24 protein-coding genes and 1 tRNA gene are annotated in these 25371 nt (G+C 62.6%); 18 read left to right on the forward strand and 7 right to left on the reverse strand.

Translation table 11 applies throughout. The annotated features are described in order from the left end of the window. Positions 1–633 precede the first annotated feature (633 nt). The 11 genes from D3D02_RS13795 (at position 634) to D3D02_RS13840 (ending at position 11669) form a co-directional block, all read left to right on the forward strand. Complete coding sequence (locus tag D3D02_RS13795; protein WP_089769931.1) at positions 634–1194, forward strand: TATA-box-binding protein; 561 nt, start codon at positions 634–636, stop codon at positions 1192–1194. 91 nt (positions 1195–1285) lie between these two features. Further along, positions 1286–2062, forward strand: coding sequence for a winged helix-turn-helix domain-containing protein (locus D3D02_RS13800; RefSeq protein ID WP_121570579.1), 777 nt, complete (start codon positions 1286–1288; stop codon positions 2060–2062). A gap of 80 nt (positions 2063–2142) precedes the next feature. Then, positions 2143–3294 (forward strand): Cdc6/Cdc18 family protein, encoded by a 1152-nt coding sequence (locus D3D02_RS13805; RefSeq protein WP_121570580.1) that lies wholly within the window; start codon positions 2143–2145, stop codon positions 3292–3294. Continuing rightward, complete coding sequence (locus D3D02_RS13810; protein WP_121570581.1) at positions 3291–4865, forward strand: FGGY family carbohydrate kinase; 1575 nt, start codon at positions 3291–3293, stop codon at positions 4863–4865. Before D3D02_RS13805 ends, D3D02_RS13810 begins: the two co-directional genes overlap by 4 nt. 313 nt (positions 4866–5178) lie before the next feature. Continuing rightward, positions 5179–6399 (forward strand): extracellular solute-binding protein, encoded by a 1221-nt coding sequence (locus tag D3D02_RS13815; RefSeq protein WP_233560660.1) that lies wholly within the window; start codon positions 5179–5181, stop codon positions 6397–6399. A 3-nt stretch (positions 6400–6402) separates the two neighbouring features. Next, positions 6403–7326 carry an ABC transporter permease gene (locus D3D02_RS13820; protein ID WP_199723106.1) on the forward strand — a complete coding sequence of 308 codons (924 nt, stop codon included), beginning with the start codon at positions 6403–6405 and terminating at the stop codon, positions 7324–7326. After that, positions 7323–8156, forward strand: coding sequence for an ABC transporter permease (locus tag D3D02_RS13825; protein ID WP_121570583.1), 834 nt, complete (start codon positions 7323–7325; stop codon positions 8154–8156). The genes D3D02_RS13820 and D3D02_RS13825 overlap by 4 nt, the downstream gene beginning before the upstream one ends. A gap of 3 nt (positions 8157–8159) precedes the next feature. Then, on the forward strand, positions 8160–9197 hold the full coding sequence (locus D3D02_RS13830) for an ABC transporter ATP-binding protein (RefSeq protein ID WP_121570584.1): 1038 nt from the start codon (positions 8160–8162) through the stop codon (positions 9195–9197). A gap of 170 nt (positions 9198–9367) precedes the next feature. Then, positions 9368–10711: an aminomethyltransferase family protein gene (locus D3D02_RS13835; protein ID WP_121570585.1), complete on the forward strand. Its 1344-nt coding sequence runs from the start codon at positions 9368–9370 to the stop codon at positions 10709–10711. A gap of 44 nt (positions 10712–10755) precedes the next feature. Further along, positions 10756–10884 carry a hypothetical protein gene (locus tag D3D02_RS21515; RefSeq protein WP_255410162.1) on the forward strand — a complete coding sequence of 43 codons (129 nt, stop codon included), beginning with the start codon at positions 10756–10758 and terminating at the stop codon, positions 10882–10884. Further along, positions 10881–11669 (forward strand): HAD-IIA family hydrolase, encoded by a 789-nt coding sequence (locus D3D02_RS13840; protein ID WP_121570586.1) that lies wholly within the window; start codon positions 10881–10883, stop codon positions 11667–11669. Before D3D02_RS21515 ends, D3D02_RS13840 begins: the two co-directional genes overlap by 4 nt. A gap of 55 nt (positions 11670–11724) precedes the next feature. On the opposite strand, the gene D3D02_RS13845 is transcribed toward D3D02_RS13840, so the two are convergent. Beyond that, the gene (locus D3D02_RS13845; RefSeq protein ID WP_121570587.1) at positions 11725–12930 is read right to left on the reverse strand and encodes a Cdc6/Cdc18 family protein; all 1206 of its coding nucleotides are present in this window, start codon (positions 12928–12930) and stop codon (positions 11725–11727) included. A gap of 1152 nt (positions 12931–14082) precedes the next feature. Between D3D02_RS13845 and D3D02_RS13850 the strand changes: the two genes are divergently transcribed. From D3D02_RS13850 to D3D02_RS13860, 3 genes are all read left to right on the forward strand, one after another. Continuing rightward, complete coding sequence (locus D3D02_RS13850) at positions 14083–16122, forward strand: DEAD/DEAH box helicase (protein WP_121570588.1); 2040 nt, start codon at positions 14083–14085, stop codon at positions 16120–16122. A gap of 7 nt (positions 16123–16129) precedes the next feature. Further along, a complete protein-coding gene (locus D3D02_RS13855) occupies positions 16130–18670 on the forward strand; it encodes a type I restriction endonuclease subunit M (RefSeq protein WP_233560661.1) in 2541 nt (846 codons plus the stop codon). A gap of 35 nt (positions 18671–18705) precedes the next feature. Continuing rightward, positions 18706–18779 (forward strand) — tRNA-Tyr (locus D3D02_RS13860). A 111-nt stretch (positions 18780–18890) separates the two neighbouring features. On the opposite strand, the gene D3D02_RS13865 is transcribed toward D3D02_RS13860, so the two are convergent. The 4 genes from D3D02_RS13865 to D3D02_RS13880 all read right to left on the reverse strand — a co-directional run bounded on the left by D3D02_RS13865 (position 18891) and on the right by D3D02_RS13880 (position 22158). Further along, on the reverse strand, positions 18891–19235 hold the full coding sequence (locus D3D02_RS13865; RefSeq protein WP_121570589.1) for a hypothetical protein: 345 nt from the start codon (positions 19233–19235) through the stop codon (positions 18891–18893). Positions 19236–19306: 71 nt separating this feature from the next. Continuing rightward, positions 19307–19519 (reverse strand): hypothetical protein, encoded by a 213-nt coding sequence (locus tag D3D02_RS13870; protein WP_121570590.1) that lies wholly within the window; start codon positions 19517–19519, stop codon positions 19307–19309. 139 nt (positions 19520–19658) lie between these two features. Then, positions 19659–20378 (reverse strand): SDR family NAD(P)-dependent oxidoreductase, encoded by a 720-nt coding sequence (locus D3D02_RS13875; RefSeq protein WP_121570591.1) that lies wholly within the window; start codon positions 20376–20378, stop codon positions 19659–19661. Positions 20379–20478: 100 nt separating this feature from the next. Then, the gene (locus D3D02_RS13880) at positions 20479–22158 is read right to left on the reverse strand and encodes a PGF-CTERM-anchored ABC transporter substrate-binding protein (RefSeq protein ID WP_233560662.1); all 1680 of its coding nucleotides are present in this window, start codon (positions 22156–22158) and stop codon (positions 20479–20481) included. A gap of 25 nt (positions 22159–22183) precedes the next feature. Here D3D02_RS13880 and D3D02_RS21200 point away from each other — a divergent pair, with 25 nt between their 5' ends. Continuing rightward, a complete protein-coding gene (locus D3D02_RS21200; protein WP_233560663.1) occupies positions 22184–22360 on the forward strand; it encodes a hypothetical protein in 177 nt (58 codons plus the stop codon). Between the two features lie 333 nt (positions 22361–22693). Here the strand turns inward: D3D02_RS21200 and D3D02_RS13885 are convergent, their stop codons facing one another. Next, positions 22694–23104: a hypothetical protein gene (locus D3D02_RS13885; protein ID WP_121570593.1), complete on the reverse strand. Its 411-nt coding sequence runs from the start codon at positions 23102–23104 to the stop codon at positions 22694–22696. Between the two features lie 189 nt (positions 23105–23293). After that, positions 23294–23779, reverse strand: a complete 486-nt coding sequence (locus D3D02_RS13890; RefSeq protein WP_121570594.1) for a universal stress protein — start codon at positions 23777–23779, stop codon at positions 23294–23296. A gap of 125 nt (positions 23780–23904) precedes the next feature. Here D3D02_RS13890 and D3D02_RS13895 point away from each other — a divergent pair, with 125 nt between their 5' ends. The 3 genes from D3D02_RS13895 (at position 23905) to D3D02_RS13905 (ending at position 25313) form a co-directional block, all read left to right on the forward strand. Then, entirely contained in the window at positions 23905–24396 is a 492-nt protein-coding gene (locus D3D02_RS13895; protein ID WP_121570595.1) for a type IV pilin, read from the forward strand. Positions 24397–24500: 104 nt separating this feature from the next. Beyond that, the gene (locus tag D3D02_RS13900; RefSeq protein WP_233560664.1) at positions 24501–24800 is read left to right on the forward strand and encodes a hypothetical protein; all 300 of its coding nucleotides are present in this window, start codon (positions 24501–24503) and stop codon (positions 24798–24800) included. A 108-nt stretch (positions 24801–24908) separates the two neighbouring features. After that, positions 24909–25313 (forward strand): thioesterase family protein, encoded by a 405-nt coding sequence (locus D3D02_RS13905; protein ID WP_121570596.1) that lies wholly within the window; start codon positions 24909–24911, stop codon positions 25311–25313. Positions 25314–25371 lie beyond the last annotated feature (58 nt).

The following is a 25371-nucleotide window of genomic DNA, read 5'->3' on the forward strand; positions in this document are numbered from 1 at the left end:
GCAATGGCCTCCGGCAGGATCAACCGGAATGGGTCTCCCCCGTAGTGGGGGAGGGGTGTGGCGGGATTTCCCTCTCGGAGAGAGGGAGATCACCATATATCATTGCGTGGTCCGTTCGTGGTTCAGTAGACACCAGACAGGTGTCACCGAACCATCAAGGCTAACATCAGATTCCATCTGTACGGCGGACCGCAGGGGTGGAATCCTCATTCCGTGTCCGACTCAAGCGAAACGTCGGATGGGTATAAACCCATTGAATCCGTTTCGCCCCGCGGCGTCGATCGCCACGGACGTCGGAATGCGAGCGCGGACGGAGTTCAACCGCCCGCAGTCGCGTAGTGTTCTTCGCATTACTGTCTGATGCGTGGGTTGTACTTAACCCCGTTGATTCCGAACGATTTTCGAAAAATGGTGTTAGATATGTGTGTTCGTCTAACAACGTCCTGGCAGAGTACCGGTAGGATGGACGTTCGACCAATTGGTATTTTGACGCGATCGACGACTGGTCACGCGCGAGCGCACGTGAAACAAGTAACTGGCAACGACCGACTTCCGAATAGCCGGAGACGAGCGAACCGACCCTCTTTATAACGGGGGCCTTTATAAGGGAGGGCAGAGATAATCCGACAGAGTATGAGTGCGCCGGCAGATTCCATCGAGATTCAGAACGTTGTCGCATCGACCGGTATCGGCCAAGAGCTCGATCTCGAAGCTCTCGCCGAGGACCTCCCCGGAGCCGACTTCAACCCGGACAACTTCCCCGGGCTCGTCTATCGAACGCAGGAGCCGAAGGCAGCGGCCCTGATCTTCCGTTCGGGGAAGATCGTCTGTACGGGCGCAAAGAGCATCGACGACGTCCACGAGGCGCTCGGAATTATCTTCGAGAAGCTCCGTGGCCTCAGCATCCCGGTCGACGAGGACCCCGAGATCACCGTCCAGAACATCGTCTCCAGCGCCGACCTCGGTCACAACCTGAACCTAAACGCGCTCGCGATCGGTCTGGGCCTCGAAGACGTTGAGTACGAGCCCGAACAGTTCCCCGGTCTCGTCTACCGGATGGACGAGCCCGAAGTCGTCATCCTGCTCTTCGGGTCCGGAAAGATCGTCATCACCGGCGGGAAGCGGACCGACGACGCGAAGACCGCCGTCGAAGAGATCGTCAAGCGCATCGACGATCTGGGCCTGCTCGGATAACAGACCCGAACGTAACGCGGCGGCCGCCGACGGGTGGGAGCCGACGAGGAGCGACAGCGTAATGACAACCGCAGTATAACGTTTTGATCGAATGACCGCGCGCGAGGATGTCGCGTTTTTGACCGGATCGGAGATCCGGATAGCCGTGCTACGGGCGCTTCGTTCGGGCGATGCCCGCCCGAGCGAACTGGCTGCGGAATGCTCGTGTGCCCGCGAGACCGCCCAGCGTGCGGTCACGGCGTTCGTCGAACGCGGGTGGGCCGAGAAGGTATCCACGAGCGACGGGTATCGTCTCACGCGTGCGGGGGAACTCGTCGCGAGAAGTTACGACGAGTTCGAGGAGTGTATGGACGTTGCCAACCGCTTCGAACATCTCCTCTCGAACCTGCGTGGGACCGCCGAGGAGATAGAGTGTGAGACGCTATCGGGGACGACGTACGCCCAGTCGACAGCGGAGAATCCACACGCACCGATCGACCGGTTTCTCGCCATCGTCGGAGACGAACCCGTAGAGCAGTTCCGTGGGGTCACACCGATCGTGAGCCGCGTTTTCAACGAGGCTGCTAGCAGCGTCATCGGACCGGAGACCCAGGTGGAACTAATCGTCGATAAGGACGTGCTGCAGACCTCCGCTACGGAGTATCCGGAGTCGCTCGAACGGGCGAAAGGCCTGGACGGATTCACGCTGTACGTGTCACAAGAGTCGCTGGAGTTCGGACTCCTCCTCGTCGACGGACACGCCTATCTGGGTGCCTACGACGAGCACGGGAACCTCGTTGCGAGTGCGGACAGTGCAGAAGCCGGGTTCGTCGAGTGGGTGACTGAGGCGTTCGCGCGCGTTCGAGCGAACGCGACGGAGTGGGACTAGGTCCGGAGAAATCGCCCTGCAACCGGGAAAAAGTGTTTTACCCACACTCCCGTGTATACTGCATAGCGTCAGGGAGTCCTATGGATCTCACAGAACGCATCGAACGCCGCCGAAACCGGAGCAGCAACAACGAGCTTATCGTCGATCGCGACTCGCTGAATCCCGCGATGCATCTCTCCGAGCCGGTCGGCCGAGAAACCCTCTTCGAGGCCTTACTGGACGCGATCGACCCACTTTTCGATCACGCCGTGCCGCCGAACACCTACGTCTGGGGACCACAGGGCTCCGGAAAGTCGGCCATCGTGACCGCGCTCGTATCGGTGCTCGATGCGGAGATGAGTGCCCGCGACCCGTTCTACACCGCCACCCGGAGCGGAAGCGACCGCGACGACGTCCGTGTCGTCTATCTCGACGCACGGCGGGCCGCGAGCCGCTTTCGACTCTATCGGGAGCTGCTCGACAGTCTCCTCGTAGAGTCGGTCCCGAGACGCGGGGTGAGCACCGATGCGCTGCGCGAGCGGATCGAGACCGTCACGGCCGCGAGCGAAACCGTACTGGTCGCCGTCGATCACCTCGGAGAACAGACGACAGTCGATCTGGCGGACCTCTATACGTTCTTCGAGCCGTTCGAAGACCTCGCGTGGATCGGTGTCGGGCGGACGTCGCCCGAGAAACTGTCGCTCCCGATGCCGGAACAACAGGTCCACGTGCCCGCGTACACGTACGAGCTCGTCGACATCCTCACGGTCCGCGGGTCCCGAGGGCTCTCACAGACACTCGATCACGTCCACGCACAGCGACTTGCGGACTGGGCCGACGGCGACGCCCACAACGCGCTCGCGGCCCTGTTCCTCGCCGCGAGCAACGCGGAAACCGACGGGGCAACGCGGCTCCGTGACGAGGACATCGACGCCGGGAGAGCAGCCGTACCGAGAGATGGCGTCCCGATCGGGCAAGTGCTGGCACTCTCGGACAACGAACGACTGGTTCTCGACCAGCTACTGGAACTCTCACTCGACGGCGAGGCGCGGATCGAGACCGCGGCCGAGCAGATCGCCGAGCGGACCGACCTGACTCACGGGACGGTCAAACGACTACTGTACGAACTCGCGCAGTTCGGCGTTCTGGAACGGCGGGAGGTCTCCGTCGGCGCCCGGGTGGCCGGGCGACGACCGAGCGGCGTCGCGCTGAACTTCGCCCCCCGACTGCTTACTGCACTGCAAGGCGGATGAGCACGACCTACATCGGCGCGCTGGATCAGGGGACGAGCGGAACCAGATTCGTCGTCTTCGACGAACGCGGCGATCCGATCTCGGAGGCGTTCACCAGTCATCGTCCGACGACACGCGAGGGCGACCGCGTCGAGTACGACCCCCTCAAACTGTGGGGCTGTGCGACCGACGCGATCCGGCGCGGACTGGTGCAGGCCGATGTCGGCTCGGCGAGTGCGCTGCGTGCGCTCGGCGTGTCGAGTCAGCGCCAGACGGTGCTGCTGTGGGAGGCGGAGTCCGGAACGCCGGTCACGAACGCGATCAGTTGGCGCGACCGGCGGACGACCGAGCAGATCACGGAGCTGACTGACGAGGAGCGACGGTTGATCCGCGAGCGAACCGGGCTCGAACCGGACCCGTACTTCGCCGCGCCCAACGCCAACTGGCTCCTCGATCACGGTCGCGGTCGGTGCGGCGACGAAGGCGACTACCGGGGAGAGGGTAGCAGCCGTCTGCACCGCGGCAGTGAGGATCAGAGCGGCCTCCGTGAACGGGCGGAAGCCGGCGAGGTACTTCTCGGCACCGTCGACTCGTGGCTCCTCTACAATCTCACGGGCACGCACGCGACGGACGTAACCAACGCCGCCCAGACGATGCTGTTCGACATCCACGAGTTGCAGTGGGACGACGACCTCCTGGACCTGTTCGACGTGCCGCGAGCGGCGTTGCCTGCGGTACGCGCTTCCAGCGACCCGTCGGGGTTCGGCACGACCGATCCGAACGGTATCCTCAACGCTGCCGTTCCTGTGACGGGCGTGATGGGCGACCAGCAAGCGGCGCTCCTCGGACGGGTCGCGTGCGGCGAGGGCGACGCCAAAGTCACCTACGGAACGGGGAATTTCTTCCTGCAGAACACCGGGAGCGATCCGGTCGCGGCCGACGGCGACCTTCTGACGACGATCTGGTTCCAGCGGGCGGGTGCGGAACCACGCTACGGGCTCGAAGGCCCGGTCTTCGCCACGGGCGCGGTGTTAGAGTGGTTCCGAACGATCGGGCTGCTCGAAGACGCGAGCGGACTCGCAGAACTCGATAGCACGGAGTCGCCGGGTGATCTGCAGCTCGTGCCGGGCTTCGGCGGGCTCGGTGCACCTCACTGGGTGCCGGACCTCCGGGCGGGAGTGTTCGGGCTACGCAGAGAAACCGACCCCGACGACGTACTGCGAGCGGTCGTGGAGGCGATCGCATTCGGGACGCGGGCAGTCCTCGAAGCGGCCGAAGCCACGACTGGAATCGAACAGCGCCCCCTGCTCGTCGACGGCGGCGCAATCCAGGACGACGAGTTCGCGCAGTGGCAGGCCGATCTCCTCGATCGGCGACTGGTTCGCTCGAACGTGACGCAGACGACGGCACTGGGCGCAGGGTTCGCGGCGGGTCTCGCGACAGGAGTGTGGGATTCGCTCGACGACCTCGCGCCCTGTCAACCGACCGGGCGGGCATTCGCGCCGTCTGGAGACACGAGTGCAGTCGAGACGGCGTACCAGAACTGGTGCGACCTCGTCGACACCATCGTCGGGCGGCACGACACACGATAATATTTATCTTCGATAGGCTAGCTACGAATAATCTATTTAGAAAGGGCTATTTCACGCGATAGAAGTCCCAAGACGGTTTCAGATGCATACACGGGATCAGCAGCGAGCGGAGCACGGCAACGCGAGCAATCCTCAAGACAGCCGACTGCCGCAAAAGAGCGTCCGGTAACGTTGTGTACTGGACGAGTAAACGAGCGTTTCAGCTATTAATAGCGCTATTTTCGGAGATGACGAGTAACATACACCTATGTATTATGTTTATTCACCAAAGATTTATTGCAATTTCTCGTCAATACCTTTATTGCTGGTAGCTATGTTCTCAATGAAAGACTCCGCGACGCGACGCAAGATCCTCGCATCGGGCGGTGCAGTCCTCGGCGGGAGTCTCGCTGGGTGCCTCAGTGGCGGCGACAGTGGAAGCGGTACTGGGGACGGCGACACCGGCGGCGGGACGACGGGCACGGGAGGCGACGGCACCGCTGGGGGGAGCGGGAGTTGCTCGGGTGAGACCTACGAGGTCGGCTACGGCGACTCCCAGACGACCGTCTGTTCGGATGCCTTCCCGACCGACGAGAAACTGTACGTGTACGCGGTTCAGTCGGGGTGGATGAACTGGCCGGAGGTAATGCAAGCGTTCAAAGAGCAGTACGGCGTCCAGCTCAACGACGACGACCGGTCGTCGGGTGAGGCGCTACAGGACGCCCGCTCGCACGCGCAGAACCCCACGCACTCGGCGTTCAACGGCGGGTACACCTACGCAATCCAGGCGATGCAGGACGGATTGACTCAGGCGTACAAACCGGCGAACTGGGACAAAGTCCCCGACAGCGCGAAGACCGACAACGGCCACTGTACGGGGACGCGGAAGGTGACGACGGCGCTCACCTATCGGAAGGACCTCTTCGAGGAGCGCGGACTCGACGAACCGCAGACCTGGGAGGACCTGAAGCACCCAGACATTATGCAGGACCTCGCGCTGCAGACGCCGCAGGCGGCCGTCGGGCTCGCAGCGGCCCTCTCGATCAACAACGCCTACGGCGGGTCCCTCGACGACGTCCAGCCGGTGATCGACTACTACAACGAGATCCAGGACGGGGGTGCGGAGTTCACCGACAACTTCCTGGCGCAGTTCACGAGCGGCGAGTACGGCTCGTTCATCCGCTACGACTACTCGGGGCTGGACCTGAAGTACAACGTCGAAGACATCGCCGAGGAGAACGTCGGCGTCGCGCTCCTCGAAGGGCCGAACGGGGAGGCCGGCGCGTTCAACGCGCTGTACGGCTACGCGATGCTGGCGAACGCACCGAATCCAGAGGCGGTGAAGAAATTCATGGACTACGTGCTCTCGCTGGAAGGCCAGCGGAAGTTCCTCAAGGCGTACGCGCGGCCGATCCGGGCCTCGGAGATGGAAATGCCCGACGAATTCCCGCCGCAGAGCCGATACGACAAGACACAGTTCACTGTCGATCAGTCGGCGCTGGTCGAAAACCAGGAGACGATCATCCAGGACATCACGCGCGGAGCCGGCCTGTAAGCGATGGCGGCCGATCAAGTATCGATGGGCACGCGGGCGACGGGTGCGGTCCGGACCGCCGTCGGATCGGTAGTGTCCCCGACGTCCGAGCGACAGCGGGAGATACGGCGCATCGTCGCCCTCTGTCTGCCGTTCTCTGTGCTCTTGGTGTTCTCCGGCGTCTTCCCGCTGACGGAGATGTTTCGAATCAGTTTCTCCGAAAGTCGGCTCGTGACCGAGGGCTTCACCCTCGAGTACTATCGGACGATGGTGAACGATCCGTACTATCGGAACATCGCCTTCAACACGCTGTGGTTCGCGGCCGCGACGACGGTCGCGTCGATCAGCATCGCCGTCCCCGTGGCGCACGCGCTCGAAAAGTACAGCCTTCCGGCGAAGTCGGTGATCCTGACGATCCTGTCGTTCCCGAACAGCCTCCCCGGGATCGTCGCGGCGTTTATGATCATCATCCTGTTCGGAAACACGGGCGTGTTCACCAACCTCCTCGCGTTCCTGTCGGGGCAATCGCGGATCGACGTCGCCATCTCGACAGGCGTGTTGGGGCTGTTCTTCGCGTACCTCTACTCGATGATCCCGCGCGCGCTCCTGTTGCTCCGTGGAACCTACTCGGAGATCAACACGGACGCCGAGGAGGCGGCCCGCGTGTTGGGAGCGACGCCCCTCCAGACGTTCCGCTACGTGACGCTCCCGCAGATCAAACCGGGGTTGATCGGCGCGTTCATCCTCGTGTTCCGGACCGGACTCGCCATCTTCGGAACCGTCCTGATCCTGAAGGGACTGCTCGTCTGGACGCTCCAGATCGACCGTGAACTCGCCCAGGGCTTCAACATCGCGCAGGCCTCGGCGATGGCGACGATCTGGTTCGTCTTCGTGTTCGGGTTCACGGTGCTCGCACTTCGGTACACGAGTGCGGAGGTGAGCATATGACAGAACGATTCCAACAGGGCAGCCTCTCTGCCCGCTTCGGGCGGCCAGTCGTCACACTCGTGTTGGTGCTGACGCTCGTCTTCCTCGCGTTCCCGGTCGTGATGACGTTCGTCAGTTCGTTCGCCTCCGATTGGTTCGGCGTCTTCCCCAGCGGCTTCGTCACGGTACAGAACTGGGAAGACGTCATCGTCGGTACCGGCGTCGGTGCCGACGTCGCAGTCGGGTCCTCGCTGGCGTACAGTACCGGGCTCGCTCTCGGTGGAGTCGTCATCAACCTCATCGTCGGCGTGCCGATCGCGTACGCGGTCGCACGCTACGACTTCTGGGGGCGAGACTGGGTCAACGTCTTCGCGATTCTCCCGCTGGCCCCCGGGATCATCCTGGGTGTGGCCTTCCTCCGGACGTACCCGGACCTCTCGACGTCCGGTATCGCCCTGATTATCGGCTACTCGCTACTGAAAGCGCCGTACATGGTGATGGCGGTGCAGTCGAGTTTTCAGTCGATGGATCTCCAACAGATCGAAGAGAGCGCCCGCTCGCTCGGTGCGTCGTGGCCGCGCACGTTCCTCACGGTGATCGTCCCGAACGCCCGGACGGGCATCATCGCCGGCTCGATCATCTCCTGGACGCTCGCGGCCGCGGAGTTCAACTTCTCGTACATCGTCTACTCTCGCGGGACGCCGCCGCTCGCGATCTTCCTGTTCAACAACATCACGAACGCCTCGTTCCTGAACGCCGCCGCCGCCGTCTCGGTGTTCTTCCTGCTCATCGCACTGGTCACGATCACGCTGCAGATCGTCGGTAACAGAGGGACGATTCGGAGGGTCTAACGAATGGCAAAAGTCTCACTCGAAAACGTCACGAAACGCTTCGATTCGACGGTCGCCGTCGACGACGTCTCGATCGACATCGCCGACGGCGAAGTGATGGGAATCGTCGGCCCGTCCGGCTGTGGGAAGACGACGGCGCTCCGGCTGGTCGCCGGCTTCGAGACCGCCACGGACGGGACGATCCGCTACGACGACGAGGACGTCACGCCCGTCCCGCCGGAGAATCGAAACGTCGGCTTGGTCTTTCAGTCCTACGCGCTGTTCAACAATATGAGCGTGCTCGGGAACGTCACGTTCGGCCCGAAGATGCACGGCGTCGGCAAAGCTGAACGCCGAGAACGCGCGCGTGAACTACTCGAGCTCCTCGACATCGAGGAGTTGGCCGACCGCGACCCCCAGACACTCTCGGGCGGCCAGCAGCAACGCGTCGGCCTCGCCCGCGCGCTCGCGATCGAACCACGGATTCTGCTGCTCGATGAGCCGATGACGGGGCTCGACGCGAAGCTGAAACAGACCCTACGGCAAGAACTCGGCCAGCTGCTCGACGATCTCGGCGTGACGACGTTGTACGTCACGCACGACCAAGAGCAGGCGATGTCGATGTGCGATCGGATCGCCGTGATGAACGACGGCCACCTCGAACAGATCGGCACGCCGGCCGAGATCTACGAGGAGCCGGCAAACGAGTTCGTCGCGGGCTTCATCGGCACCGCGAATCTGCTCGATGCGACAGTCACGGACGGGCGGATCTCGTTCGGATTCGGCGACGTCGACGCGCCCGACGGACTCCGATCGAGCGGCGACGTGACGGTCCTCGTTCGCCCGGACGACATCCGCGTCGGCGACGGTGAAGGCGACGCCGCTGTCGAAGTGACGAACCTGTTCTATCAGGGCGAGCACATCCAGGCGACGGGGACGCTTGCTGACGGCCAAGAACTGACGCTCCAACTGGATCGGTCGCTGACGAACGTCGAAACGGGCGACACCCTGTCGGTCGGCTTCGATCCGGAGACGCTCCACGTCATCCGCTCGACCAAGTGACTGGTGAGGAACGACCAGATGGCTGTGGAAGAACGGCCAGATGGATGTAGGAGAGCGGCCAGATGGCTGTGGGGGACGCCGAGCGCCATCTAGCGCCCCTTATTTACTGTCACTACCCGTATTGGTGGTAATTTTTAAGATGACGACCCGAGAAGATGTTTGTTGGGCAAATGACTGATCCAAGCCTCGAAGACGCGCTGGACGCGGCGGGTAGTCCGATGGACTTGCTCCGTGAAAACCGGGGCCGACACCCCTATCCGGTCCCCAGTGAGCACACGAACTGGATCGAGGAGGAACGGAGTTGGCGAGAGACGTGCAGCCTGTCGGACCTCTCTCACCACCAGAAAGACCTCTACGTCGAGGGCCCCGACGCGCTGGCCGTATTCGTCGACCTCGGAGCCAACGACTTCGAGGGGCTCGAGCCCGGTCAGGCCAAACAGTTCGTCGCCTGCAACACCGACGGCTACCTGATCGGCGACGCGATCCTGTTTTACCTCGACGACGAGCGGCTGAAGCTCACCGGCACGCCGATCGCGCCGAACTGGGTCGAGTACAACCTCGAAACGGGCGATTACGACGCGGTCGCGACAGCAGACGAGCGGTATCACGACAAGGACGAACCGCACAGAACCTTCCGGTACCAGCTACAGGGGCCGAACGCGCTCGACGTGATGAGAGCCGCAGTCGAGGGGTCGCTCCCGGAGATCCCGTTCTTCAATTTCGCCGAGGTGACGATCGCCGGCGTCGACGTGCGCGCGTTGAAACACTCGATGGCGTCTGACGTCGGCTTCGAGATCTGGGGGCCGTGGGGCGCGAGCGAGACCGTTCGGGAGGCGATCCTCGACGCCGGCGAGGACCACGGCCTCCGCCAGCTCGGCGAGAAGAGCTACAAGGCACAGGGCTCTGAGAAAGGCTGGATCGCTCGTCCGCTCCCCGCGATCTTCGGCGACGAGATGGCGGAGTATCGGGAGTGGCTGGACGGGGACAGCTACGAGGCGAGCAGCACGCTCGGCGGGAGTTTCGCCGCCGACGACGTATCCGAGTACTACCTGAATCCGATCGAACTCGGGTACGAGCGATTCGTCGATTTCGACCGCGACTTCCCCGGCAGAGACGCGCTCGCGGAAATGGCAGAGTCGTCGCAGCGCCAGAAAGTAACGCTCGTCTGGGACGACGACGACGTCATCGACCTGTTCGCGTCGTTACTGCGAGACGGAGAGACGTACAAGTACTTCGACCTCTCGATGCCCTACTGGGCGGTCTTCCACTACGACGAGGTCCTGAAAGGCGGTGAGACCGTCGGTCTCTCGAAGTACTTCGGCTACACCTACAACGAGCGTGCCGTCCTGTCGCTAGCACTCGTCGACGAGGAGTACAGCGAACCTGGAACCGAGGTGACCTTGGTGTGGGGCGAACCGGGCGGTGAATCGCCGAACCCCAAAGTCGAATCGCACACGCAGACGGAGATCAGCGCCACGGTGGCGCCGAACCCGTACGTCGAGGCCGAGCGCTAGCGCAGCCAAAGATTATTGTAATTTGGTAATCAATTTCTTTATTGATGCGTATCGCACTTCCAGTAACCAAACAGCTCCGTCGATCAGCGTCGGATCGGTGGGCCGTACAGGCCTCGGAGACGCCCGACGATCGGAGGGTGCTCGCCGGGCACACAGTCCCGGACGGCCAATGAGCGTCGCCGACCACGAGGCCGTGATCGTGGACCTGGATGGGACGGTCTATCTGGGCGACAAACTCATCCCGGGTGCCGGCGAGACCGTGCAGTTGCTGCGCGAGGAGGTCGGAGAGGTGCTGTTCCTCACGAACAAGGCCATCGCCCGACGCAGCGACTACAGCGAAAAGTTGCGACGGCTCGGCATCGACGTCGAGCGCAGTGACGTCGTCAACTCTGGATGGGTAACCGCCCAGTACGTCAGCGAACGCTTCCCTTCCGCGGCGGCGTTCGTCGTCGGCGAAGCCCCGCTTCTCGAGGAGTTCCGGGAGGCGGGCGTCACGACAGTGACAGAGACGCCGGGCGACATCGTCGTGGCATCGATGGACCGCCACTTCGACTACGACACGCTCGAGACCGCGCTCCGAACGCTCGAAGACGGTGCGCCGTTCCTGGCGACGAATCCGGACCGGACCTGTCCGACTGAGAAGGGTGCCATCCCGGACGCCGCGGGGATGATCGGCGCGATCGAAGGCGTGACGGGACAGACCGTCGACGAGGTGCTCGGGAAGCCGTCCGCGACGATGGTCGAGACGGCGCTCGGGGAAGTGGGCGTCGACCCCGGCGACTGCCTGATGGTCGGCGACCGGATCGAGACGGACATCCGGATGGGAGACCGTGCCGGGATGACCACCGTCCTCGTGCTCACCGGAGTGACTGACCGCGAAATGATCGCCGACGTGAACGTCGATCCCGATTACGTCCTCGACTCCATCGCCGATGTCGAAGCTCTCCTCGTGGAGTGACGGTCCGTCGCCGGAGTCGACGATGCCGACAGCGTACTCGGGACCGGAAGTCCGGTCAGACGTCGTCGCTCTCGGTCAGGACGTCTTTGACCACCTGAGGATCCTCCAGAAGCTGGTGCTTCGTGTAGCTCCCCTCGGCGCTTCCACCGCTGTGTTTGGACTGCTCGATGATGTCGAGGAACGCGTGTTCTTTCAGTAAGTCGCGGACGCGGCGTAGCGAGAGCGTATCCGAGCCCTGACCGTCGCAGATGTTCTCGTAGACCTCGTAGACGCGACTCGTTCGGAATCCTTCCTGTCGCTCGCTCGACAGTGAGAGGATCGCGAGGGCCTGCAACACGTACCGGGAGTGCGGCGTCGACCCGCGGATGAGTTCGCGGAAGCGATCTGTCTCTGCACGCTCGCGGGCCTGCGTCACGAACTCCTCGCGAACGATCTGTGCGCCTTTCGATTGCGCAATCTCACCGGCGTACCGAAGAATGTCGATCGCCTTGCGGGCGTCACCGTGTTCTCTGGCTGCGAGCGCTGCCGCGCGCGGGATCGTCGAGGGGTCGAGGACGTCGTCGCGGAAGGCGTCCGACCGCGCCTGCATAATGTTTCGGAGTTGGTTGGCGTCGTACGGCGGGAAGACGAACTCGCGTTCACAGAGGCTGGATTTGACGCGTTCGTCCATCCGGTCTTTGTATTGGATCTTGTTGCTGATGCCGATCACGCCGAGCTTGCACTGGTCGATCTTGCCGGCCTCCCCCGCCCGCGAGAGTTGCATCAGGATGTCGTCGTCGGAGAGCTTGTCAATCTCGTCGAGCAGAATCAAGACGACATCGTACTGTGCATCGAGGATGCGCCACAGCCGTTTGTAGTACGTCGACGTGCTGAGCCCCTTATCGGGGACTTTGATGCCCGTGACTTCGGATTCGTTGACGCCGTCCGCGATGGTTTGGACCGCTTGCGTCTCGGTCGTGTCCTGCGCGCAGTCGACGTAGGCGAACGTCGCTTTCACGTCTTCCTCGCCGGCGGTTTCCACCAACCGCTGTGAGACGTACTTCGCACAGAGCGACTTACCCGTACCCGTCTTGCCGTAGATGAGAACGTTGCTCGGACTCTGACCGAAGATCGCCGGATTGACCGCCGCCGCCAGATCTGAGATTTCGTCGTCGCGACCGACGATCCGTCCTTCCCCCGGAAGGTGGTTGATCTCCAAGAGCTCTTTGTTGGAGAAGATGGGGTCCTCTCGGGTGAAGAGGTCGTCGCTGGTGTTCGGCATACTACAGGACACCGGGTTTCCGGTGAAATGCGTTGTTATTTCCCCCGGTTCGACGGTACTGCTGTCGGACACGTTTTCGGGAAGCATCGCGACGTCCTGGGGTATCGGGCATCTTCGTACGGTTATGTCCGACGGATGACGGCCACGTTGTTCCGACGGTGCACGGCGACTGATTCGACAGACCACCAGACGACACACACACCACGTTTCCGGTGAACGGGGGAAATACCGGGGGGAGGTCCAGTTGAAACAGGGGATCGGTTTCACCGGAAACACGGTGTGTGGCGAAGCGGTAGAATCTCGCCGACAACGGTACTTCCCAAGCGAGGACGCAGATACACACTGAGACAGGCCAATACGTGGGATCGTCGGCTATCGGTATTCCACGGCGAACAAGTTTGATCGTATCGCTGTGGGGTTCTCAGAGCGTCCGTCCGATACCTGCTCGAAAAAGCGTCGCGGTGTCTCGGGACCGTTTCCGATCGAACTGCTTCGATGAAGCTAGTTTATTATTTTCCGATTGGGGTCAATGGTCGGTAACGAGTATCTAGTATATATTTGTTGCTTTCTAGAGGACAGATATTGGTTCGGTACGTGCGGATGCGTGATCGTCGTCGCTCGTGGTGAGGGGGACTACCAGCGGGTTTCACCGGAAACGTGGTGTGTCTCCGCGTGGAATTCACCACACTTCGACTGCTCTTGGCATCGCGAGTGAGGACTGCGATCTTTCGGGGTTACACGATAAGGCTGGGGAAGAAATTGGAGATAGCTATCAACTCAAGCCGCTCTAATTACGCTCAATCTGAAATAGTCGGCCTCGGATCCGATTCTTCTTGCCGTTTCACCGGAAACTCGGTGTGTTCCCGTGAGAAACTGAGGATCTCGTCCACCAAGTCGAGACTGCTGTTTCGAAGGGGGACCCAGTTCCCGGTTTCACCGGAAACTCGGTGTTCGCGATTCACCTTCACACGATGTTCGCCGGACCCAGTCCGCTGGCATTTCATCGGAAACACGGTGTGGGTGGCTTTGACGGATGTGGGCGCCGTTTTCTGGACACACTCTTCGCCTGTCCCCTTCGAGTCGACGCCAACAGCCGAACTCGAACCCACGTAGTCGCAAACCGTTTCCCGGTCGGGACCGTCCCGAGAGACAATGACGGAAGAGGAGGGGACTGGCGGGCCAACTGCACCGGAGGGGGCGTCTCCCGAAGCGACGCCTGCCGACGGTTCTCACGACACCGACGGCGCTTACGACACCGACGGTTCTCACGACGCCGATACGTCTACTACTAACGTCGATCTCGATCGCTTCCACGACGTACTGGAGGCGGAGGGCCGTCCGGTCGTGACGGCCTGGGAAGTCGCACGCCGACTCGACACGACGCAGTCCGCCGCCGCCGCAGATCTCGATGCGCTGACTGACGACGGGGCGGTCGAACGGGTGAACGTCGAGACGGACCCGATCGTCTACTTTCCGAGCGAGTGGGCGAAACTCGCCGAGCGCGAGCGGATCGTGCTGTTCCCGGAACGGCGACAGATCGTGGTCGACCAACCGACGCAGTACACCCGCGCGCAACTCTCCCAGTTCGCCCACCTCGTCGACTCCACGGGCGAGCGGGCACGGTCGACCACTGACCGGCAGACCGGCACCCGCGGCTACATCTACGAGATCCGCCAGGAGGACGTCTGGCAAGCTCCCTTCGACGATCTCGCCGACTTGCTGTCGCTGATGCGGTCGGTGCTCCCGCGTCGGTCACCCCCGCTCGAGGAGTGGGTCGAATCACAGTGGAAACGCGCGAACCGGTTCCGCTTGTTCACTCACGAGGACGGATACGTCGTCCTCGAAGCCGCCTCCGAGAGCCTGATGGGCAACGTCGCGCGGCAGAAACTCGACGACGAACAGCTCGTCGCGCCGATTTCGGATACGCAGAGCTGGGTTCGCGACGGCGCCGAAGCCGAGATCAAGCGGATCCTCTACGAAGCGGGCTACCCCGTCGAAGACGACCGCGAACTCGACACCGGAGAACCGCTCGACGTGGACCTGACTGTCGACCTGCGCGCGTACCAGTCTGACTGGGTCGAGCGCTTCCTCGATCAGCGCTCCGGCGTCCTCGTCGGCCCCTCCGGCGCGGGCAAGACCGTGACCGCCATCGGCGTCCTCGCGGCGGTCGGCGGCGAGACGCTGATCCTCGTGCCCTCGCGGGAACTCGCCGCACAGTGGCGTGCCGAACTGCTCGAACACACGACGCTCACCGAAGACCAGATCGGTGAGTACCACGGCGGGCAAAAGGAGATCAACCCGGTCACGATCGCGACCTACCAGACGGCGGGGATGGACCGTCACCGCTCCCTATTCGACTCCCGCGGCTGGGGGCTCGTCGTCTACGACGAGGTCCATCACATCCCCTCGCGGATCTATCGACGCAGCGCCGACCTCCAGACGAAACACCGACTCGGACTGTCGGCGACGCCGGTGCGCGAAGACGACAAAGAAAAGGAGATTTTCACGCTCATCGGACGCCCGATCGGCACCGACTGGTCGAAGCTCTTCGAGGCAGGGTACGTACAAGAGCCCGAGGTACAGATCCGATACGTTCCCTGGGGCGAGGAGTTCGCCCGGAACGAGTGGGCGAGTGCGGACGGCCGCGACAGACATCGGATCGCAGCCGAAAATCCCGAGAAGATCGACGAAACGCGGCGGCTCCTCGACGCGCACCCGGACGCGAAGACGCTCGTCTTCGTAGATTGGCTGGACCAGGGCGAAGCCCTCGCGGACGCGCTCGAGGTGCCGTTCGTGAGCGGCGAGATGCCCCACCACCGTCGCGAGCGCGTCTTCGAGTCGTTCCGCGCGGGCGATCTCCGAACCCTCGTTGTCTCGCGCGTCGGTGACGAGGGGATCGATCTCCCGAACGCGGAACTCGCCATCGTCGCCTCCGGACTCGGCGGGTCTCGCCGGCAGGGAGCACAGCGCGCCGGCCGGACGATGCGTCCTGCTGGCGGATCACAGGTGTACGTGCTCGCGACCCGCGGAACCTCCGAAGAAGACTTCGCGCAGCGACAGATGCGCCACCTCGCCGAGAAGGGTATCCGCGTGACTGAGACGGACCGCAGCACCCGGAAATCGGACGGGGAGAGTTCGGCATCCGAGGCCTCGCCCGCGACGACCGATCCCGCCGCAAACGGCGAGGAGTAAGCAGCGGATGGCCGACCAGCGCCGGGACGTCGACACCGCCGCGTGCGCGCGCCATCTGGCCGACAGCGAGCGCCTCGCTCGATACCGTTCACGACTTCAGGACTCGCTCACCGATCCTCCGGTCGCTGACGCGTTCGAGGCGTGGCAGCGGTACGTTCGCGAGCGACACGGCGACGTCTTCGCCACGCTCGCAACCGCGGACGGCGATCGATCTATAGGCGGCGACGACCGGTCTACTGTCGGCGACGACCGACCCACTGGCGAGGTTGATCAATCCCTCGCTGAGGTTTCCCAACGGAATGACGACGTCGCCCGCGACCTGTTCGTCGAAACGCTCGCGTTCGACTACCTCCTCACCGAGATCCTCGATGCGGTCGAACGAGCGTTCGAGTGCACGGTCACACGCTCGCTCGCCTCGGACGCCGCGATTCCGTTCACGCCGAATTTCGAGGCCGTGCACGAGTCGATCTCATCCCATCTCGACACCGGAACCGCGGACGCAGGAGGCGACTTCGAAACGTGGGCGTCTACCTTCGCCCGCGAGGCTTCGAGTCGGGACGTCGCACTCCTCCATCGTGAGTGTGTCTCGCCGCTCGCCCGTCGCGCGTTCGGCCGCTACGACACACCGCAGGGACTCGCCGCACTCGCCGTCGACTCTGCCTTCGACGGCGGATCCCCTTACGACGGGACGCAGACCCGAGACGAGACACCAGCCTCCGATGAGACACCAGCCCACCACGAGACGTCGATCGCTGCCGATCGGCCACCTGCCGACCTCCCGCTCGTAGTGGACCCCGGCTGTGGCGCCGGTGCGTTTCTCGCTGCGACGGCGACCCGGTATGTGGACGCTCTCGTCGAGAACCCACTGAACGCCGACGGTAGTCACGGGACGCCCATCCAGGCCATCTTCGATGCCGTCCGGGGCTTCGACGTTTCACCGACAGCCGTCCGTGCTTCGCGCTTGGCGCTGGTACTCGCCGTGCGACCGTTGCTCGCCGCCGCCGACGGGTCGCCGACCGTCGCACCGCGGGTCGTTCTCGGCGATGCAGTCGACGCGACCGCAGACGACCCTCCGCTCGACGGTCGGCGCGCGGACGTCCTCCTCGCGAATCCGCCGTGGCTGACCTGGGATTCGCTTCCGGAGGGCGCGAAAGACCGGTGGCGAGCGGGACCGTTCGAGGAAGCCGGACTCGAGCTGTTCGATCACACCGGCGCCGACGCCCGACTCGGATACGCGAACGACGACCTCTCCGTGCCATACGCATTGACGTGTCTCCACCGGCTCCTCCGTGATGGCGGTCGCGCTGCGCTCGTCCTCAAACGGGATCTCCTCACCGGCCCCGCTGGGGCACGTCTCCGTCGACCGCAGGTGGGTCAGCGCTCGATCACGTACGACCGCGTCCACGACTTCGGCTCGTTGTCACCGTTCACCGACGTCGATGCGGGCACCGCGCTGTTCTCACTTCGTCTCTCGCCCGACGACGGCAGATCACCGTTCCCGACTGGCGAGGGTATCCCGACCTGTCGATGGACGGATGCTCCGGCGACGACGTCGGCTCGCTACGTCGACCGCTCCGATGGAACGTCAGCGTTTGAGTCGCTGACGCGGATGTGGGCCTCGTTCGACCGTGTGGAGACCCGTCTCGTCCCCGCAGACCCCGAAAATCCGACGTCACCGTGGATCCGCGCCGACGCCGAACGAAGTGCACTCGGTTCGAGTCCGTATCGAATCCGTCACGGCGTGAAAGACGACGCAAAGGCGGTTTATGCCCTCGACCGGCAGACCATCGAGAAGCAGGAGCTCGAATCCGAGCACGTCTTTCCGTATCTGAAATCGAAACACATCGTAAAGTACGGGCTGTTCGGCCACGACCTGCAACTCGTCCCCCAGCGACAGGCGGGCGAGGACAACGAACGCGAACTCAAGCAGGAAGCGCCGGCGACGTACGCGTATCTCGACGCGCACCGCGAACGGCTCACCGATCGCGGGTCGTCGTGGTTCGACGATGGGCCGTTCTACTCGCTCTTCGGGCTCGGCTCGTACACGTGGTCGACGTACAAGGTCGTCTGGTGCCGGCTCGGTTTCAAGCCGCACTTCACGGTCGTCTCCACAGTTTCTGACCCTCTCGTCGGTGAGAAGCCCGTAATACCTGGCGATCACTGTATGTTCGTCGGGACCGACGACGAAGACGAAGCGCACTACCTCTGTGCGCTCCTCAATTCGGCACCGTACCAGCGCTGTCTCCGTACCATCTCTTCGGGCGGGAAGTCGAGTCTCTCGAAGTCGACGGTCGAACGTCTCGCGTTACCGGAGTGGCGATCGCGTCCGCGGCAGCGACAACTTGCGGAGCTCTCACAGCGTGCCCACGCCATCGTTCCCGACCACGTCGACTGCTCGAAGCGCGCGTACAACCGGAAGACGATCCCCGAGCTGCAAGCCGTCCAGACCGACATCGACCGCACGGCAGAACAGTTCCTATCGGTTCTCGACGAACACCCATCGCCCGAGGGAGAACGAACCGGACCGACTGACGGCGACGATGAGTAACCCTTAAGTCCAACAGCGGCGCTACGTTGAGGTGCCCGCCCTTAGCTCAGCCTGGTAGAGCAGCCGACTGTAGATCGGCTTGTCCCCCGTTCAATTCGGGGAGGGCGGACTTCCTTTCCTGCCGAATCGTAGCAGACATCTGAATTCGGTTGTCACCCGATCTGCACTGATCGTCGAAATCGCTCGGTTGCTGGATGGTGAGGACACATACCTGAGACGCCTACTCCTCACCGATGCGTTCGGTCGGCCCCTCCTCGGCCGGCGACTGAAGCTCGACTGTATGACCGGTATGGCGGGCGTGAGTCTCCGCCCAGCGCCGCGCAGGCCGTTCTTCGAGGTAGCGGTCGCCGTCGGGACATTGCCGACAATCGACGAGCCAGGGCGTCACGTCGTCGGGGAAGTGGCCGGTGTGGCGTTCGTGATCGAGCGCGAACTGTTCGACGGCTCGGTTCCCCGCGTATAGTTCGTCGAGTTCGTAGTGGAGGTCCCACTCGCGATTGCACCGTGAACACGAGACAGTCGGGACCCCGTCCTCGGGCGCGTCTAGGGCCGGTTCGTCGACCATACCACTCTATGTCTCCCAATTCACTTCTGTTCTGCCTTTGTCGGCCCGGAGCCGAGCGCAATGAGATCCGTCTACGGATCGATGTGATGCACGGCCTCGGGAGACAGCAGTCGCCCGGTCGGTAAGGCGATCCAGCCGTTCGGAAGCAGCCGAACTCTGCCCTGGTGAAGAACTCGTTCCTGTTCGAAGTCTCCGTACACTGTCGCTTTCTCGTATTCGACGACCGATTCGGCGGTGAACTCCTCCGTCAGTTCGTCCCATATCGACGTGGTTGAAATGACCATATCCAACAGACGGTCCGTTCGCGTAATGTTCCTTGCTCCAACCCCAGTCGAAATGGGCTCTCGATATCGACCTTCGATTACGTCGAATCCGTGAACGGCCGTCTATGGCCCCCTCGATTCCGGACGCGGAGTGATCTGCTCACAGGAACTCGGTATTCTGCGGCCCGTTCGTGATGTGCACCTCGAACGGCATCGTATCTATGGCATCCTGTTCGACGAGGTGCCAGTAGGTTTCGGCCATCTCGTCGGGATCGAGAAACGTGTCCTCGGAGCGATCGGGGAACCGCTCGCGGGCGTTCGGCCCGTCGATCTGGCCGTCGATGACGACGTGTGCGACGTGTACGCCTTCGGGTCCGAACTCCTGGGCGATGTCCATTGCCATCCCGCGCGCGGCGAACTTCGCGGCGGTGAAGCCGATCGTCCCGCCGAGACTCCGCACCGCCGAGGTCGCCCCGGTGAAGATGACCGTTCCGCCGCCTGAATCGAGCATATCACCCACTGCCTCTTTCGAGCAGACGAACGCGCCGCGGCCGCCGACCTCCCACGCCCCCTCGAACTCCTCGACGCTCGAATCCATCAGTCCCTTCCACGACGCGCCACTGGCGTGGTTGACGAGGACGTCGACGGACCCGAACTCCGCTCTGACCGTGTCGAACCCGTCTCGAATCGCCTCGACGTCCCGGAGGTCGGTCGGGACCGCGAGCCCGTCTCCCGGTTCAGGAAGGTCGGCAGCCAACTCCTCGATGAAGTCGGCCGTCCGGGCGAATAGCGCGACGCGACAGCCCTCGGCGGCGAACCGACGGGCGAGCGATTCGCCGAGTCCGGGACCGACACCGGCGATGACAGCGGTACGTGTCATACCAGTACATTGTCTGGTCGCGTCAAAACGGTGGTGGCTACGCGGGGTGTCAAGTTGTGGCGCTGTGGCCGTCTTCGATCGATCCGAGACGTATTACGGCCTACTCCGGTCGTCGGACAAGGAGCCCCGTGACCAGGGTGAGTGCGATGAGCCCGGCGGTGTATCCGAATCCAGGTGTGTCGGCCGCAGTCGTGAGGACTCTTTCGGTAGATGCGGTCAAGGTAGACGTACTCGTGGCTGTCGTCGTGGGATCCGGTGTCGGGGAGTTCTGCTCCGAAGCAGCCTCCGAGGCCGCAATTGCGAACGTCGAGAATCCTGGCGTCTCAGCCCGGAACCGCCCGTCGCCTAGCGCGGTGGTGTTGAGACCCGTCCACGTTCCGTTGTGATACCGATAGACTGTGACCGATTCGGCGGAGGTGTTCTGTAGAGCAGTCTCGTTCACGCGGACGACGATCTCACCGCTCGTGATCTCTTCGTTTCCGGCCGTGTGGCTCACATTGAGGTAGCCGATCACCGATCTCTCGGTCGTAGCTTCATTCGACGACTCCCGCTGGAGCGGTGCCTCGACGTTCGTCGCGTTGGCTTCCGAGAGGCCGATCGTCGTGTTGGTATCTGTGCCAAAGGACATATTGACGCGTTCGACGCCCCACCCGGACTTCCGCGTCTGGTTTTGCACACCGTTGGAACTCACTTCAACGGAGACTGTTTCGTTCGCGGAGATGTTTCGTGCTGTGACATTGACCATCTGGTTCGCCCTTGCCTCCGCCCGATCAACCGTAGCGTTCCCGGTCGTTTGCAATCGCGTTTGATTGCTCAGATCGACTGCTTGCGCAGAGGTATTTGCACCTGGTGCCTCCGGAGTCTCTGGACTCTGGGTTGTGGACCGGGTGTCACGTTCGTCAGAATCACCCGACCTATCTGCGTCGTCTGACTCGTCAGAGTCGTCCGAATCGGCGTTCGATTCTTCGGTCTCTGGATCTGAGTCACTGGGATCTACACCGGTTTTGTACTCCTGATATGCGTCCGGGTGGACCTGTTTCAAAATCACTTCTACGGCCTGTATGACCCGAGGCGCGGGTTGCTGTAGATAGTTCGTGTTTACGCTGATTATCTGGTCGTTTTTCACGGCTGTCGTCGAGTTGTACGCCGGATTTTTGGGAACGGAGACGCCTGACGGCGTGACGATCCAATCCGGATTGATCTTGACGACAGTCTCGTCGTTGATCATCTGAAAGCCCGTGATTCCTTCCTCTGCGGCACCGTTCACCAGACCCCCCGTCTCCATCACGCTCCCGATGAAGGTATTGGCGCCGGAGGTGTACCCGTAGAAGACGTTGAGTCCGACGGGTGTCGATTCGTCCGCGAGTGCCGCCTCGATATCCTCGATGGAACGTCGCATCTCGTCGGCTCGGGCGCGGCCAGCACTGCACTCGCCGACGAGACGACCAGTGGTCTCGGTCTTGTTAGCGACGAATTCGAGAGAGGTCCCTGTCCCGAACACGTATACGGGGATGTTTGCGTCGCGTATCTGCTGAATACGGTCGGGCGTGTACGAGTGCGTCGTGTTCGGCACGAGCACCAGGTCCGGCTCGACATCGATCACTTTCTCGACGCTCGGGCCACCTGCGCCGGAGACGTTCGCTTTCTCGTCGGCCCCGTCGAGATAGGTCGCATACTGTGAGACGCCGACAACCCGATCTTTGGCTCCGATCTCCCACATCGTCTGGGCGGCACTCGGGTTGAGCGTGACGACCCGCGTCGGCGGTTCTTCGATCGTCACAGTGTGTCCCGTGACGTCTGTCTCTGTGATCGGAAGATCACAGGTACTCTCACTCGGTGTCGGTGTTGGAGTCGGCGTTGGAGTCGGTGTTGGAGTATCCGTCGTAGTTGTAGTGGGTGCTGTTGTCGTTGCAGTAGACGTGGTGGTTGTTGTAGTGGATGCTGTTGTCGTTGCAGTAGACGTGGTACTCGTCGTGCTTTGATCGAAAACGACTGCATCTCCCACCGAAGCTTGCGATTGTGCTGGATTCGCTGCAGTAGCGATCGGGCTGAGCAGAATCAACCCGACTAGCATCAGTAGACGGTATCGCATTGTACTGTGCTCGAAGACGACGCAAAATGAACTTTTCTTATTGCAATCAATATTGTATATCCGGTCACTGACCACAGCTGGTAGTGTGAGCGGACGGGCTATCACGGAACAGCGAACGCTGCGCTAACGTCTCCACAGGCCGGTGCGTCGTCGACAATACGCACAAGGCGTGCTGATACAGAGCCCGTTCACGAGCGATCCACCCCTCAGTTCCGCTCGTCCCTCACTCGACGGCTGCCAGAAACTCGATTACCCCCGCAGCACGTTCACCGGGCGTGATGCGTTCGGCGTCTGCGTCGAACTCGACGACGCCTTCGTCGGCGAGTTTCGGGACGTGCGTGTGATACAGCGAGATGTACCGCCGCTCGCGACAGTTCGGTCCGACGTCGTCGTCCTCGACGCCTTCCTCCCAAGCGACGAGGCGCGTCGCCAACTCCTGCAGTGTCCATTCGGGATCCTCCGCGAGCGCGTAGAGTACGTATCGCCGGCGTCGATCATTCAAGATTGAAAACACGGCATCGCGCTCGAGGACCGCGGGATCGATCGGGTTCTCGGACGACTCCGACCCAGTTTCCTGACTCGGTCGACTCCCGAGTCCTGACGTCCCCCCATCCCGATTTTCGTTCTCAGTCACGACAATCGATGTACAACTCGGCGACCCATAATTACTGTGGTCTTACTAACACTTTCAGGGCACAACTGCGTCGGTGAAACACATCTCGACCAAAGCGGACTCACCGCAGGCCTGCCGATGCCGGGGTCGCCTCTCGATCGTCGGGTATCCCGTCTCGATTTTCGTCTTTGGGCACCTCGTGCTGTCGTCTCAACGGTGAATCGTATCCTCCGCGGAGGGCAGCATCCACTGGACGGTCTCAGCGGGTCGTTTGTAGACGACGGTCACGGGTTTGTCGACGATCCGAACGACTTTGTCCGCAGTACTCCCGAGCAACATCTCTTCGACCGCGCCCAGTCCACGCGAGCCGATCACGACGATGTCGATGTCGTTCTCGTCGACGTAGCGCTCGATCTCTTTGTGGGCCATCCCGGTTCGGACGGCAGTCACACAGCCGAGCCCCGCTTCCTCGGCCAACTGTGCCACCTCGTCGGTGATCGCTTCGCCGTGTTCGAGGTACTCCTCGCGCTTTTCGTCCTCGGCTTCGGTGATCGGAACGATCTTGGCCTCGAACTCGTCGACGACGTGCAGCGCGTGAACCGTCGCATCCAGTTCGCTCGCCAGTCTGATACCCTCCTCGACCGCGTTGCCCGCCTGTTCGCTCCCGTCCGTCGGAATGAGGATGTTGTCGTACATCTCACAGTAGTAATCAGATACCAAATGATTAAAAGTAATGTTCACACGTCTCGTGGGGGGTGGCTCGACAGAACCGTGGAGCGATCGCAGTAAGATACAATACGTCCGCGGAGAAGCGTTCCACAATGCGGTCCCATCTTTCGTTGGACCGACGTGGCGTCTCCCCAGTTGTTGGCGCCGTCCTGATGCTTGCCATCCTCGCCGCCCTCGCCGTCATCCTCGGAACCCTCGCGGTCGGGATCGACTCTCCCAACGACCCGTCGCCGCAGTACGGCTACGAGACGGATCACGTGGCTGACGGCTCCGGAAATACGAACGACCGGCCCTACGTGACCATCACCCTGACGCAGGGACGTATCGAACCCGGCGAAGATTTCTACGTCGTCGATAGCGACGGGAATCTGATTCGCTGGGACCAGGTCTGGACGACGTCGGGTCCGCTCACGGCCGGCGACTACGCACACATCGACGGCTACGGCAGCGATTCGGCACTGAATCCCGCCTGCGAAGGTGAGGTGTATCGAATGGTCCACCGCCCCGACGACAGTCAGGGGTCGGTGCTCATCGAGGCTGAAATCACCACGCCGGCCGTCGGAAACGCGACGAGTCACTGCTGATCGACGCTTCCCTCTCGTCGGCTACCGAAACTACGTAGCGTCTAGTAGCCAGTTGTATTGAAAATATAACAGTTTATCCGAGCGAAGCCCGTTGGACCTATTCGATGCCATCGCCCCAATCCCCCACTCACGTGGTCGTACGCCGCCCGATGAACGACCACGGCGCGATGACCGTCGAGGTGTGCGAGACGAACGAGACGCGACACCTCACCGAATACGCGTCCCCCGAACTCCGCCGGCGACTCGAAGCGCTCCCGTCCGGAACGACTGTCCCGCTGACGATGACCCGCGTCGGCGTCCGCTCGAACGTCTGGCGCGCGTTCGACCTCCCCGAGCGCCGGGCGACTGTCACCCGGTCCGCAGATCCCGCCGACCTCGACGGACCGGTACGACCAATGCACTGACGCGCCGGTGCGAGTGGTGCACCGACGCGCCGAGGTCCCCCCGAGACCGATCCGAGCGCGCGCCGACCGACCGGGCATTTATCGTTCGCCGCCTCCGAGCGGTGTGGTATGTCCTCACCTTACGAATACCCCTACGTAACGACGCACGAAGTCCGCTTCCGCGACCTCGACGCCGTCGGCCACGTCAACAACGTCGTGTACGCGACGTACTGCGAACAGTGCCGCGTGAAGTTCTTCGAGGAGATTCTCGGCGAAGGTCTGAGCGACCTCAGCATCGTGGTCGCCCATCTCGAAATGGACTATCGCACCCCGATCGACGACATCGGAACCGTCGACGTCGCGCTGGACGTCACCGACGTGGGCCGCACCTCCTTCGAGACCACCTACGAACTCACCTTCGAGGGTGCGGTCGCGGCCACCGGCTCGTCGGTGCAGGTCGTCGTCGACCCGGAGACTGGCTCGGCGGCCCCGTTACCCGAGAAGTGGCGCGAACTGCTCCCGAAGCCGTCCTAATCAGCGGGCCACGCCGCCCTACGCTCCCTCCCGCTGTCCCCGATTGCGACGAGGTGCT

This window comes from Halobellus sp. Atlit-38R, assembly GCF_003665925.1.
GTDB lineage: Archaea > Halobacteriota > Halobacteria > Halobacteriales > Haloferacaceae > Haloquadratum > Haloquadratum inordinatus.

Bases quoted from the DNA above. Each gene is read 5' to 3' on its own strand.
- D3D02_RS13795 (WP_089769931.1), top strand. From the start codon at position 634: ATGAGTGCGCCGGCAGATTCCATCGAGATTCAGAACGTTGTCGCATCG.
- D3D02_RS13800 (WP_121570579.1), top strand. From the start codon at position 1,286: ATGACCGCGCGCGAGGATGTCGCGTTTTTGACCGGATCGGAGATCCGG.
- D3D02_RS13805 (WP_121570580.1), top strand. From the start codon at position 2,143: ATGGATCTCACAGAACGCATCGAACGCCGCCGAAACCGGAGCAGCAAC.
- D3D02_RS13810 (WP_121570581.1), top strand. From the start codon at position 3,291: ATGAGCACGACCTACATCGGCGCGCTGGATCAGGGGACGAGCGGAACC.
- D3D02_RS13815 (WP_233560660.1), top strand. From the start codon at position 5,179: ATGTTCTCAATGAAAGACTCCGCGACGCGACGCAAGATCCTCGCATCG.
- D3D02_RS13820 (WP_199723106.1), top strand. From the start codon at position 6,403: ATGGCGGCCGATCAAGTATCGATGGGCACGCGGGCGACGGGTGCGGTC.
- D3D02_RS13825 (WP_121570583.1), top strand. From the start codon at position 7,323: ATGACAGAACGATTCCAACAGGGCAGCCTCTCTGCCCGCTTCGGGCGG.
- D3D02_RS13830 (WP_121570584.1), top strand. From the start codon at position 8,160: ATGGCAAAAGTCTCACTCGAAAACGTCACGAAACGCTTCGATTCGACG.
- D3D02_RS13835 (WP_121570585.1), top strand. From the start codon at position 9,368: ATGACTGATCCAAGCCTCGAAGACGCGCTGGACGCGGCGGGTAGTCCG.
- D3D02_RS21515 (WP_255410162.1), top strand. From the start codon at position 10,756: ATGCGTATCGCACTTCCAGTAACCAAACAGCTCCGTCGATCAGCGTCG.
- D3D02_RS13840 (WP_121570586.1), top strand. From the start codon at position 10,881: ATGAGCGTCGCCGACCACGAGGCCGTGATCGTGGACCTGGATGGGACG.
- D3D02_RS13845 (WP_121570587.1), bottom strand. From the start codon at position 12,930: ATGCCGAACACCAGCGACGACCTCTTCACCCGAGAGGACCCCATCTTC.
- D3D02_RS13850 (WP_121570588.1), top strand. From the start codon at position 14,083: ATGACGGAAGAGGAGGGGACTGGCGGGCCAACTGCACCGGAGGGGGCG.
- D3D02_RS13855 (WP_233560661.1), top strand. From the start codon at position 16,130: ATGGCCGACCAGCGCCGGGACGTCGACACCGCCGCGTGCGCGCGCCAT.
- D3D02_RS13865 (WP_121570589.1), bottom strand. From the start codon at position 19,235: ATGGTCGACGAACCGGCCCTAGACGCGCCCGAGGACGGGGTCCCGACT.
- D3D02_RS13870 (WP_121570590.1), bottom strand. From the start codon at position 19,519: ATGGTCATTTCAACCACGTCGATATGGGACGAACTGACGGAGGAGTTC.
- D3D02_RS13875 (WP_121570591.1), bottom strand. From the start codon at position 20,378: ATGACACGTACCGCTGTCATCGCCGGTGTCGGTCCCGGACTCGGCGAA.
- D3D02_RS13890 (WP_121570594.1), bottom strand. From the start codon at position 23,779: ATGTACGACAACATCCTCATTCCGACGGACGGGAGCGAACAGGCGGGC.
- D3D02_RS13895 (WP_121570595.1), top strand. From the start codon at position 23,905: ATGCGGTCCCATCTTTCGTTGGACCGACGTGGCGTCTCCCCAGTTGTT.
- D3D02_RS13900 (WP_233560664.1), top strand. From the start codon at position 24,501: ATGCCATCGCCCCAATCCCCCACTCACGTGGTCGTACGCCGCCCGATG.
- D3D02_RS13905 (WP_121570596.1), top strand. From the start codon at position 24,909: ATGTCCTCACCTTACGAATACCCCTACGTAACGACGCACGAAGTCCGC.